Source organism: Microbulbifer regidiadema (SeqCode) (assembly GCF_052466995.1).
On sequence record NZ_CP174297.1, the window covers coordinates 1,192,703 to 1,204,947 of the forward strand.

At 54.9% G+C, this 12,245-nt stretch carries 9 protein-coding genes; 2 read left to right on the forward strand and 7 right to left on the reverse strand.

The features are described from left to right. The first annotated feature begins 229 nt into the window (after positions 1–229). Positions 230–2,587 carry a penicillin acylase family protein gene (locus tag ACJJIK_RS04935; protein WP_444944397.1) on the forward strand — a complete coding sequence of 786 codons (2,358 nt, stop codon included), beginning with the start codon at positions 230–232 and terminating at the stop codon, positions 2,585–2,587. Between the two features lie 19 nt (positions 2,588–2,606). Here ACJJIK_RS04935 and ACJJIK_RS04940 read toward each other — a convergent pair whose 3' ends face one another. From ACJJIK_RS04940 to ACJJIK_RS04970, 7 genes are all read right to left on the reverse strand, one after another. Further along, positions 2,607–2,870 carry a hypothetical protein gene (locus ACJJIK_RS04940; RefSeq protein ID WP_444944398.1) on the reverse strand — a complete coding sequence of 88 codons (264 nt, stop codon included), beginning with the start codon at positions 2,868–2,870 and terminating at the stop codon, positions 2,607–2,609. Between the two features lie 63 nt (positions 2,871–2,933). Beyond that, a complete protein-coding gene (gene cysG / locus ACJJIK_RS04945) occupies positions 2,934–4,328 on the reverse strand; it encodes a siroheme synthase CysG (protein ID WP_444944399.1) in 1,395 nt (464 codons plus the stop codon). A gap of 92 nt (positions 4,329–4,420) precedes the next feature. Then, the gene (gene serS, locus ACJJIK_RS04950; RefSeq protein WP_444944400.1) at positions 4,421–5,704 is read right to left on the reverse strand and encodes a serine--tRNA ligase; all 1,284 of its coding nucleotides are present in this window, start codon (positions 5,702–5,704) and stop codon (positions 4,421–4,423) included. A gap of 47 nt (positions 5,705–5,751) precedes the next feature. Next, positions 5,752–6,126 carry a fluoride efflux transporter CrcB gene (gene crcB / locus ACJJIK_RS04955; RefSeq protein ID WP_444930892.1) on the reverse strand — a complete coding sequence of 125 codons (375 nt, stop codon included), beginning with the start codon at positions 6,124–6,126 and terminating at the stop codon, positions 5,752–5,754. Positions 6,127–6,140: 14 nt separating this feature from the next. Further along, positions 6,141–7,484, reverse strand: coding sequence for a replication-associated recombination protein A (locus tag ACJJIK_RS04960; RefSeq protein ID WP_444944401.1), 1,344 nt, complete (start codon positions 7,482–7,484; stop codon positions 6,141–6,143). Continuing rightward, positions 7,477–8,088, reverse strand: coding sequence for an outer membrane lipoprotein chaperone LolA (lolA, locus tag ACJJIK_RS04965; protein ID WP_444930890.1), 612 nt, complete (start codon positions 8,086–8,088; stop codon positions 7,477–7,479). The genes ACJJIK_RS04960 and lolA overlap by 8 nt, the downstream gene beginning before the upstream one ends. Positions 8,089–8,182: 94 nt before the next feature. Further along, positions 8,183–10,528, reverse strand: coding sequence for a DNA translocase FtsK (locus ACJJIK_RS04970; protein WP_444930889.1), 2,346 nt, complete (start codon positions 10,526–10,528; stop codon positions 8,183–8,185). Between the two features lie 754 nt (positions 10,529–11,282). Between ACJJIK_RS04970 and trxB the strand changes: the two genes are divergently transcribed. After that, on the forward strand, positions 11,283–12,230 hold the full coding sequence (gene trxB / locus ACJJIK_RS04975) for a thioredoxin-disulfide reductase (protein WP_444930888.1): 948 nt from the start codon (positions 11,283–11,285) through the stop codon (positions 12,228–12,230). The last annotated feature ends 15 nt before the right edge of the window (positions 12,231–12,245 follow it).

Below are 12,245 nucleotides of genomic sequence, written 5' to 3' on the forward strand. Positions count from 1 at the left end.
CCATCTTACGGTTGCGTTTTCCTATTGAAAAGCCTGTAATGACTTTTTTCTTGTGACTGGTCAGTTCTTCGGTAGATAGCAGCGAAAGACAGGAAAATCCGGGGCTATAAGGCTGGAGTGTTGTCACCAAAAGTTACCCTCTGCTCCCCCACGGTAACTTTGTCGGTGAAACTCAAACTGCACGGCAAAGTATTATCGACATTAATCCAGGGATTTAGCGGCAATCACAATGGCAAAATTTCTATTTTCCAAGCGGTATCTACCGGTCCTTGCTATCAGTGTTTTAGCTCTGATTATTTTATTTTTAATGGGCTTCTGGATCTGGCTGCGGCAAAGTTTGCCGGCTCTCGACGGCACCATCGCCACGGGAGAATTAAAAAATTCAGTTACTATTGAACGGGATATACAGGGAGTCCCATTAATCCATTCGGAAAACCGAAATAGTTCGGCCTTCGCCCTGGGTTTTTTACATGCGCAGGAGCGCTTTTTCCAAATGGATTTGTTGCGGAGAAGCTCCGCAGGAGAGTTATCAGAATTACTGGGGCATACAACAGTAAAGCACGACCAAAAAGTGCGCCAACATCAATTCCGCCAGCGAGCGGAGCGCAATATTTCCGCAATGCCTGCGCCACAGAAAATGCTACTGGAGCACTATGTCAACGGCGTTAATTTCGGTCTCAATCACCTCTCGGCAAAGCCCTGGGAGTACGCCTTACTCGGCCAGGAGCCCCGCCCCTGGAATTCTGCTGACAGCCTGTTAACTATCTACAGCATGTACCTGACACTGCAAAGTGAACGGGGTAGTTTTGAGTTGCGCGATACCGCTTTAGCCGAATTACTTCCAGCGGATCTATACGCGTTCTATTTTCCCAAAGGCGGGCAATGGGATGCACCATTATTTGGCAAGGCACGCAAAAAAGTCAGCATTCCCGAAACCCCAATTTCGACCCTCTTGGGGGATCGGGATTCTATCGTCTACCAGTCGATGGAAAGTGATGACAAAATTTATGGCAGTAACAATTGGGTTGTCGGCGGCAACTTGACCGTACACGGCGCTGCGATTCTTGCCAACGATATGCACCTCGGGCTCAATGTTCCCAATATCTGGTTTCGGGCCGGCTGGGGTATTCCCGGCAGCGACCGATTTGTTCGCGGTGTCACACTGCCCGGTGGCCCAATTACAGTTGCGGGCAGTAACGGCCTGGTTGCCTGGGGATTCACCAACACCGGTGGCGACTGGAGCGATCTGATCCCCCTGGAACTCAGCGAGGACGGAGATCAATATAAAACACCCGAGGGCTGGAGACGTTTTGGCCGCGAGACAGAATCTATCGCGATCAAGGGCCGCGATGCAAAAATCATCGAAGTGCGCACCACTATCTGGGGGCCCGTGATCGGCACAAACCACCACGGAGTCCCCCTCGCGTTTCGCTGGGTTGCACACGATATCTCCGGCGCCAATATGAACCTACTCAATATGGAGGAGGCCCGCAGTGCCGCAGAAGCGCTGAATCTTGCCGCCTCAATAGGCATTCCCCACCAGAACCTGGTGGTGGGCGACAGCGCGGGCAATATTGGCTGGTCTGTCGCCGGCGCTATCCCCAAGCGAGTGGGCTTTGATGGCAGTCGATCGGTCAGCTGGGCAGATGGCGGCGCCTACTGGGATGGCTATTTGCCTTCACAGCAGCAACCCCACCTGTACAACCCAAAGTCCGGCCGAATTTGGAGTGCCAATGCCCGCATTGTCGATGGAAACTACCTGGAACTGATGGGCAACCACGGTTATGCACTGGGCGCCCGCCAGCAACAGATTCGCGATCAGCTTTTCGCCCGGGAGCAATTCCATGAGCGCGATCTGCTGAATATCCAACTCGATGATCGGGCCCTATTCCTCGAACGCTGGCAACAGCACCTGCTCGCCCTGCTTGAGAAGCGGGAGGACTACCGCGAGATATATGAACAAATTCAAAACTGGGGGGCGCGAGCCAGTATCGACTCGGTGGGCTATCGCATTGTTCGCAACTATCGCCTCAAGTTGATGGAGCTGACAACAGCGCCAATTTTGACGTATATGCGCCGCTACCAGCCCAATTTTTCTTTTGGCCAACTCAAGCACCAATTTGAATACCCACTGTGGGAAATGGTTCAGCAGGAGCCCCCGCAACTTCTCAATCCAGACTTTGAATCCTGGAACGCAATAAAGCTCGCCGCCCTGGATCAAGTGCTGGAGAAAATGAGCTCCGATAACCTGCCCCTCAAGCGGCAGTCTTGGGGAGTCGAAAACAGGGCCAAGATTCAGCATCCACTGGGCAGGGCAATCCCACTGCTCAACTGGTTTCTGGCCATGCCGGCCGACCCTCTCGCCGGGGACACGCATATGCCCCGCTTCCAGACCCCGACTCACGGCGCCTCCCAGCGTTTAGTCGTATCTCCGGGGCGGGATTCCAGTGGTATTTTCCATATGGCCACAGGCCAAAGTGCCCATCCACTGTCACCCTTTTTCGGCAATGGCCACCGGGATTGGGTTGAGGGAAATGCTTCACCATTTGTCGAGCGCGAGGCCCGCTACCGACTCACACTGAATTAGGCTCAACGGGCTATTGAGATCAGACACTCTCATCGAGAATGGCAAAAGATAAAAATGTAGTAAAGATGGCGAGAGTTAGAACAAAAGGCAGTATAGGAAAACACAGCATTAGCGTTATCGATACCAGCCAAAATTTTTTTACCCAACCTTTCTTTTGCTGGTAAGCATAGGTGTAGCGCCGAGTGTGGCTATCTTGCGCTGAAGGAATAACGATTTCACGCACTGGCGGGAGGAAAAATCCCATGGCCTTGCTGCAATAGAAGCGAATAAATGCAAATAGCATTTTGAACACCCCCTGGGAGTACCTCCTGAGTATAGGTACTCCCAATCGGCGCAGATGCCGCTGCTAACTCTCCCGGGTCGGCTGGTACCACTGAAGTTTTTCATGCAGGCTCACTACCCCGCCGATAATAGTGAGTGTTGGTGCGCGAACCTCACTATTTTCCGCAAGTGCCGGCAAACTGCTCAAATCACCGACAACCACTCGCTGATCTCGTGTCGTACCCTTTTCAACCAGGGCCGCCGGCGTACTCGCATCGAGTCCGTGCTTGATCAGTTCGGCACAAATCGTTGGCAAGCCCGTGAGCCCCATATAGAACACCAGGGTCTGTGCCGGGCCCGCAAGCTCCTGCCAGGGAAGGTCCAGACCGCCCTCTTTCAGGTGCCCGGTAATAAAACGCACAGACTGCGCGTGATCCCGGTGGGTCAGCGGAATACCCGCATAGCTGGCACAACCGGAAGCGGCGGTAATTCCCGGCACTACCTGGAACGGAATACCCGCCTCTGACAGCTTATCTATTTCCTCGCCACCGCGGCCAAAAATAAAGGGATCCCCCCCTTTAAGGCGCAATACTTTTTTGCCTTGGCTGGCCAAATCCACCAGTAGCTGGTTGATATCCTCCTGGGGCACCGCATGAAAAGCCTTGCGCTTGCCCACATAAATCCGCTCCGCATCCCGGCGCACCAACTCCATCACTTCCGCTGAGACCAGGCGATCGTAGAGCACCACATCGGCCTGTTGCATCAAGCGCAGCGCGCGAAAAGTGAGCAGGTCCGGATCTCCAGGGCCTCCGCCCACCAGGTAGACTTCACCTATCGGCTTGGGGCTCCCCTGCCAATCTCGAAGCGCATCCACAAGTACCCGCTCTGCATCTGCCGACTGCCCCGCTTCCATTCGGTTGGCAACGGGACCGGCAAATACCCACTCCCAAAAGTTTTTGCGGCGAGATTCAGGCAGTGCCGCTTTCACCCTGTCGCGCATTCGCGCCGCCAAAGTCACCAGTGGGCCCAGCCCCGGTGATAACAGCGCTTCGAGCTGAGCGCGAATTCTGCGGGCCAATACTGGCGCTGCGCCACCGCTGCTAATTCCAATAGACAGATCGCCGCGCTCCACAATGGCCGGGAAGGTAAAGGTGCACAACTCCGGGGCATCCACCGCATTGACCGGAAGGCGCTGGGCCTGGGCGTCGACTGAAACCTGCGCATTAACCGATTCACTATCGGATGCGGCTACCACCAGCCCCACTTTCTGCAAATGCTCGCTCGAATAGGCAGCTTGAAACCACTCCCCAGCAGAATCCGCCACCATTTGCTGAAGCTCATCGGTGATTTGCGGGGATACCACCAATAAGCGTGCCCCAGCTTTGCGCAGTAAGCGGGCCTTACGCGTGGCGATGGAACCACCGCCAACAATCAAACAGGGATAATCTTTGACATCAAATGCGAGGGGTAAATAACGCAACTTCTTATTCCATCAAATAGCGGGCAAAGTGAAACTCATTACTACAAACAAAAAAGGGCGAACTCTACGCTCGCCCTTTTGGAGTGCTACGCTCAGGAAGCTGAGATCACTTCCTGGCCTCGCATATAGGGCCGCAATACTTCCGGCACCTCAATACTGCCATCCTCGCGCTGGTAATTTTCCAGAACTGCGATAAGGGTACGACCCACGGCGAGGCCGGAGCCATTCAGTGTGTGCACCAATTCGGGCTTATTGGTTTCCGGGTTGCGCCAGCGTGCCTTCATTCGGCGCGCCTGGAAGTCACCTACCAGGGAGCAAGAGGATATCTCGCGGTACTTATCCTGGGACGGAATCCAAACTTCAATATCGTAGGTCTTACGCGCGGAGAAACCGATATCGCCACCGCAGAGAATCACTGTGCGGTATGGCAGGTTTAGCTTCTGCAAAATGGTCTCGGCATTTTGCGTGAGGGTTTCCAGGGCCTCTTCCGACTGATCCGGGCGCGCCACCCAAACCAATTCCACCTTTTCAAACTGGTGCTGGCGAATCATGCCGCGGGTATCGCGGCCGTGGGAGCCGGCTTCAGAGCGGAAGCAGGTAGTGTGGGCAACCAATTTATGCGGCAGGCTCGCACCATCTTCAACAATATGATCGCGATACATATTGGTGAGGGGGACTTCCGCAGTCGGGATCAGGTAGAAACCGCGATCATCTTTCAGCTTGAACAGGTCTTCCCCAAATTTGGGCAACTGGGAAGTGCCGTACAGGGAGTCACCGTTCACTACCACCGGTACATTGGTTTCCTGGTAGCCATGCTCTTCAACATGCGTATCCAGCATAAACTGTGCCAGGGCGCGGTGCAGGCGTGCAATATCACCACTCATAACCGCAAAGCGAGAGCCGGTGAGCTTCACCGCCATCTCAAAATCGAGGCCATTGAGCTGTGTACCCAGATCGACATGGTCTTTAACTTCAAAATCAAAAGTGCGCGGCTGACCCCAGCGGCGAATTTCTACGTTATCGTCTTCACTCTCGCCTTCGGGTACCGAGGCGTCCGGCAAATTGGGGATTGCGGACAAAATTGCATCCAGCTCTTCCTGCAATTCAGTCAGTGCATGCTTGGCATCTTGCAATTCACCACCGAGGGACTCCACCTCTTTAAGGAGCGGAGCAATATCTTCACCATTTGCCTTGGCACGGCCGATATTTTTCGACTTGCTATTGCGCTCGTTTTGCAAACTCTCGGTGCGCACCTGCAATTCTTTGCGGCGCTCTTCAAGGGCTTCAAGTTTAGCAGTATCCAGTTCTACACCGCGCTTTTTCAGGGCGGTGGCCACCAGGTCCATATCCGTGCGAATCAGTTTGGGATCGAGCATCGTTTCCAGTTCGCCTGTTATCAGGCTCCTACAACAAAGAAGTTAAATTAAAAATACCGCGTCGCCAGAGCGACAGCAGCAGTGGTAGCCAACAGACAACTTACAAGGCTGCCGACAATATAGCCAAGGGCTACCAACGGTTGGCCATTGTGCCACAGTATCAGGCTTTCGAGGGAGAAAGTGGAGAAGGTTGTCAGCGCGCCAAGCATCCCCGTCATTAATAATAGGCGCCACTCCTCCCCCAACATGGCCCGCTGGGCGATCAGCACATACACGATGCCGATCAAAAAAGAACCCGCAATATTGACGATTAGCGTTCCCAGAGGAAAGCGGCCCTCGAATACCGGGTAACTCCAAATACTCACCAGGTGGCGAAGAACCGCCCCAAGTGCGCCACCCAAGGCGACTGCCAGCCACTGCATTGACCCGTTTCCTTCTATCTTGGCTCTCGGTAACGCTGCTTGTCACTCTCGCGATTTAAGCGGCGCAACATTTGCAGTTTTTCTGAAATCTTTAACTCCAACCCTCGGGGAACCGGCTGGTAGTACTCGCGCTCGGCAATCTCTTCGGGAAAGTAATTCTCCCCTGCCGCAAAAGCATCGGGCTCGTCGTGAGCGTAGCGATACTCCGCACCGTGGGACAGGCTTTTTGCCAGCTTGGTGGGTGCATTGCGCAAATGCACCGGCACTTCGTAGCTGGGTTCGCGCCGGACATCCGCCACCGCGCGATTGTAAGCGGAGTACACCGCATTGCTCTTTGCCGTTACCGCCAGGTAGGTAATGGCCTGGGCGATAGCCAATTCACCCTCGGGACTGCCGAGGCGCTCCTGCACGTCCCAGGCATTGAGTGACAACTGCAACGCCCTTGGGTCCGCATTGCCAATATCTTCACTGGCCATACGCACCACACGACGGGCGATATACAGTGGGTCGCAGCCCCCGTCCAACATCCGTACAAACCAGTAGAGCGCCGCATCCGGGTCCGAGCCCCGCACGGATTTGTGCATGGCTGAAATTTGATCGTAGAAATAGTCACCGCCTTTATCAAAGCGGCGCACATCGGCACTGAGCACCTCGGCGAGCACGTCCTCATCGACGATCAGGCGCCCGCCCTCCTCTTTGGCCAAGTCGCAGGCCACCTCTAACAAGTTTAAGGCGCTGCGCGCATCCCCATCGGCAGCCCGGGCAATCTTACCCAGCACTTCCTCGGGAATCTTAACGCTCCGCTCTCGCAACTGCGGATCGGTTTGCAGGGCGTGGCGCAGTAACCCCAATAACTCAGCTTCGGGAATACTGCGCAAGAGATAGACCCGGCACCGGGACAAAAGCGCATTGTTCAGTTCAAAAGACGGGTTCTCCGTCGTGGCACCGACAAAGGTTACGGTGCCCTCTTCCACATAGGGAAGAAAGGCATCCTGTTGACCTTTATTAAATCGATGCACTTCATCGACAAATAAAATGGTGTGGCGGCCCGATTGTATGCGGTGCTGCTCCGCTTCGGCCACCGCCTGGCGAATATCTTTCACCCCGGCGAGTACCGCAGACAGCGTGGCAAAGCGGGCATCGCACTCCTCCGCCAGCAGTCGCGCAAAGGTGGTTTTACCGACGCCGGGAGGCCCCCACAAAATCATGGAGTGCAGCTGGCCGCGCTCTACCGCCTCGCGCAGAGGTTTGCCCTGCCCCAATAAATGCGACTGGCCCACATAGTGAGCCAGGGATGTTGGCCGCATACGGGCCGCGAGGGGTTGGTGGGTTCTGGGGGTATCGAACAGATCACTCATCTTTAATAATGTCAGTACCGGCTGGGGGCTCAAAATCAAATATAGAGGCAGCGAGTTTTGGGTTCGCCTCAATACCACTGAACTGGATTTCAGTGGTCTGGCCCATACCATCGCGCACAGTCATCGCTGACGGCAAGCCATTTTGGGCAAAGCGAATTTCCATGGCCTTAAATGGGGCCGATGGATTCTTGGGGGTCAAATGATAAACCCCGTCTTTGAGACTCACATTAAAAGAGCCTCGGATCTCCTCGACTTTGCCCCCCAGTAACAGCGCCGGAGTATCTTTAATCCGGGCATCCACCGGGCGGATTGTCACCTGCTCCAGGTCAGGGTCGTACAGCCAGAGGGTCTTATTGTTTGTCACCAGCAGTTGGGGGTAAGGCTCGCCGGTTTTCCAGCGCAATTTACCCGGGCGCTGCACCGAAAAGTTCCCATTGCTCTTTTGCGTCACTTCACCGCGCTCATCGATCAGCGTCTGGCTAAAATTGCCCGAAAGCGCCTCCAGCGGCTTGAGCAAACCGCTCAGATCATCGGTGGCATCAGCCCAGGCTGCGCTGGCGGTAACACTGATTGAAAGCAGCAGACCGTGCAGAATTCTTTTCATAGTAGGGTCTCAACATATTAATTTTTTAAAGATTAGCCCCGCCTAAGTGAACCGTGGCTTAACCCGCCAGCAGCCCCCGAGGGCTAACCTTCTATCAGGCTGGCGGCGGCGCCAGCACCTCTCGATTGCCGTTGTGGCCCGCTGGAGAGACCACCCCGGCCGCCTCCATGGCGTCAATAATTCGAGCCGCGCGATTGTAACCAATCCGCAACTGGCGCTGCACAGAAGAAATTGATGCCTTGCGCGACTTGGTAACGAAGGCGACCGCTTCATCGTAGAGCGCATCGGCTTCGGGGTCTTCGTCCTCACCGCCTTCAGACTGCAATCCCGGTACCGGGATGCTGTTGTTGCTGTCATCGACAATACCGTCGATATACTCGGGCTCACCGCGACGCCCCCAGTCGGCGACAACTTTATGCACTTCGTGATCATCGACAAAAGCGCCGTGGACACGCACCGGCACACCACTTCCCGGCGGCAGGTAGAGCATGTCACCGTGGCCCAACAACTGTTCCGCACCGCCCTGATCAAGAATTGTGCGGGAATCCACTTTGGAGGATACCTGGAACGCCATGCGAGTGGGTACGTTGGCTTTAATCAAGCCGGTAATAACATCCACAGATGGGCGCTGAGTTGCCAGCAACAGATGGATACCGGCAGCACGGGCCTTCTGGGCAATTCGTGCAATCAGCTGCTCGACCTTTTTACCGACAATCATCATCATGTCAGCAAATTCATCGATAACCACAACGATGGCCGGTAGCGCTTTCAGTGCCGGTGCGGTTTGTTCATCTTCCGGTACGCTGGAGGCGGGGTCTGGCTGCCAGATAGGATCAATCAGCGGTTCACCGGCCTCTTCCGCCTCTCTCACTTTGCGGTTAAAGCCCGCCAGGTTTCGCACCCCCATTGCCGCCATCAATTTATAGCGGCGTTCCATCTCACCAACACACCAGCGCAAACCGTTGGCCGCATCGTTCATATCGGTGATAACCGGGGTCAGCAAATGCGGAATGCCCTCGTACACCGAGAGCTCCAACATTTTCGGGTCTACCAGAATCAGGCGGACTTCATCGGGTGAGGATTTATACAGCAGGCTCAACAACATCACGTTGATACCGACGGATTTACCCGAGCCCGTGGTACCCGCTACCAACAAGTGGGGCATCTTGGCCAGGTCGGCGACTACCGGCTGGCCGGAAATATCGTGGCCCAGTGCCAGTGTCAGTGGCGACTTGGCATTGTCGTAGACATCCGCTGACAACACTTCACTGAGGCGCACCATCTGTCGGTTTTCGTTGGGAATCTCAATACCCACCACCGACTTGCCCGGAATTACCTCGACCACGCGCACACTGATCACCGCCAGTGAGCGGGCCAGGTCTTTTGCCAGGTTGGAAATCTTGCTCACTTTAACGCCGGGCGCCGGCTGAATTTCAAAGCGCGTTACCACCGGCCCGGGGAGTACAGAGACCACTTCGGCAACAACGCCAAAGTCCTTCAGCTTAAGCTCCAACAAACGGGACAGCGCTTCGAGGGACTCCCTGGAAAAGCCGGCCTTCTTGTTTTGATCTGCGGGATCGAGAAGGCCCAGCGGCGGCAGGGTGCCGGTAACGGGCGTATTTTTGAAAAGCTCCTGCTGCTTTTTTTCTTTTGCCGCCCTGGGGCTCTGCTTGGGTTTGGGCGCAACCGGTTCGATCTTCGGGGGGATTCGCTTGGCCACGCGCTGCTTCTCCTCCTCGACAGCGGCCTTGCGCACGACGATCGCCTCCCGCGCAACTCTTTGCTCGTTGCGTTTTTGGCGCCAGCGCTGGTAGAGACTGCCCAGCAGGGCAAACAGGCCGAGGACATTTTTACCAATCGTTTCCGCCAGCTTGAGCCACGACAAGCCGGTAAATACCGTAACACCAATAGCAAATATGGCCAGCAGCAGAATGGTGGCGCCAACGTAACCGAGGCTTGATCCCAGCGCAGAAGACAGGGCATTGCCAATAATGCCCCCATTGGTAAACGGCAGAGGGGGATCGGCGGGATCAAAACACAGAGTCGCCATAGCCGCTCCAGTGATCAGCACCAGCAGCAGGCCAAAAACCCTCAAGGCAAATAGGGGCAGGTGAAAGCGTGCATTGCGATCGCGCAAAATATGGTAGGCCCGCAAACCAATCAGCAAGGGGAACAGGTAGGCCATCCACCCCAACAGAGACAGGCACACATCCGCCAGCCAAGCTCCGGCCGGACCGATGGCGTTGTGCACTTGCCGGGAACTCCCCGTCTGCGACCAGCCCGGGTCTTCTGCACTAAAACTTAACAGGCTGATGGCGAGCAGCAGAGCACCGGCCAGCAAACTGATCAGGGCCCCTTCGCGAACGAGTCGGGCGATCAGTGAGTCTGGCAATGCATTACTCTCCGCAGGGCTTTTTTCAGTTGCACTTTCGGCCTTCAATGGCTTACCTCAATAATTCTGTACTTTTTATATCCACATAGATTCGACAGGGTTTAGCGGAAAGCAAAATTTCCAAACCTTTCGACAAACTTCTGTACTACCTACAGAAGAAAATCACTCCATCAAACCATTTTACAATTTACGCTTTCAGATTGCGCCTTCCGGGCCCCAGCATCTAACGGTTTTTGTGATTTGGTGATAGCGCTGAAAAACGGGGAGCGCCCTCAGCCGGTATTCTCTTCTAAATTGATCGATTTGTACGTGTGGTAGATGCAATTTGGCATCATCGCCGAAGTATATTGCCCTCCACCTTTCCCGCACACGCCGCCGACAATCGCCTGGACCGCCCCCTCACAACCACTGTGGCGAACTGTGCGCAGGGTTATTTTGATTGCGACAGTATCCAATGATTCAGCGGGATAGCGCGAATCCGCCTACCTCTCCGCCCACCTCCTACCGAGAGAGGCCGGCAACTCCTGGCTTAATATCGGAACTTTTCTATATTTTTCAATATCTTACAATCTATATCCAAAGTTAATCCAAAGCTTGAAGCAAGCTCTGGTGCCACTTGGATCGGGCTGGATAGGCGCGCTCAATCGAACAAATTAAAGCAAACTATTTCGCCGGATTGTAAATATCGCCTATTATATCGCCCAATTTAATAGCCTCGCCCGATCAAAAAATGGACGGGCATACAGGCTCCCAGTCTATTGGGTAAACTTCACAAATTGGCTGTTTTTTTAAAGAGTACTTCATGAGCAATAACCATCATCGACTGATCATCCTCGGCTCAGGCCCCGCCGGTTATACTGCGGCGATCTACGCTGCCCGCGCAAACCTGAACCCGGTTGTTATCACTGGTATGCAGCAGGGTGGCCAGCTGACCACCACCACTGAAGTAGAGAACTGGCCGGGCGGCATTCCGGAACTTCAAGGTCCGGACCTGATGGTGCAAATGCAGCAGCACGCAGAGCGCTTCGAAACTGAAATCATCTTCGACCACATCGAATCTGTCGATCTGAAGCAGCGCCCTTTCACCCTGAAAGGCAATGAAACCTACACCTGCGACTCCCTGATTATCGCTACTGGCGCTTCCGCTCAGTATCTGGGCCTGCCCTCCGAAGAGGCGTTCCAGGGTCGCGGCGTCAGCGCCTGTGCAACCTGTGACGGTTTCTTCTACCGCGATCAGAAAGTCGCTGTTATCGGTGGTGGCAACACGGCAGTTGAAGAGGCCCTGTACCTCTCCAATATCGCCAGTGAAGTAACCCTGATCCACCGCCGCGACGAGCTGCGCGCAGAGAAAATCCTTCAGGATCGCCTGATGGATAAAGTGGAAAACGGCAATATCAAAGTCTGCTGGCACAACACCCTGGACGAGGTTTTGGGGGATGATAGCGGTGTTACTGGACTGCGCCTGCGCAACACCCAGGATGACACCACCCAGGAATTGGACGTTTCCGGTGTGTTTATTGCTATCGGCCACAAACCGAATACCGGTATCTTTGAAGGCCAGCTCGAGATGAATGGGGGTTACCTCATTGTGGAGAGCGGCCTGAATGGCAATGCCACCCAGACTTCTGTTCCCGGTGTATTTGCTGCAGGTGACGTATCCGACCACATCTACCGCCAGGCGGTAACTTCTGCGGGCACCGGCTGTATGGCCGCTCTGGACGCCGAGCGCTTCCTCGACGCCGAGAAGTAATTTGAACCTCCGGGC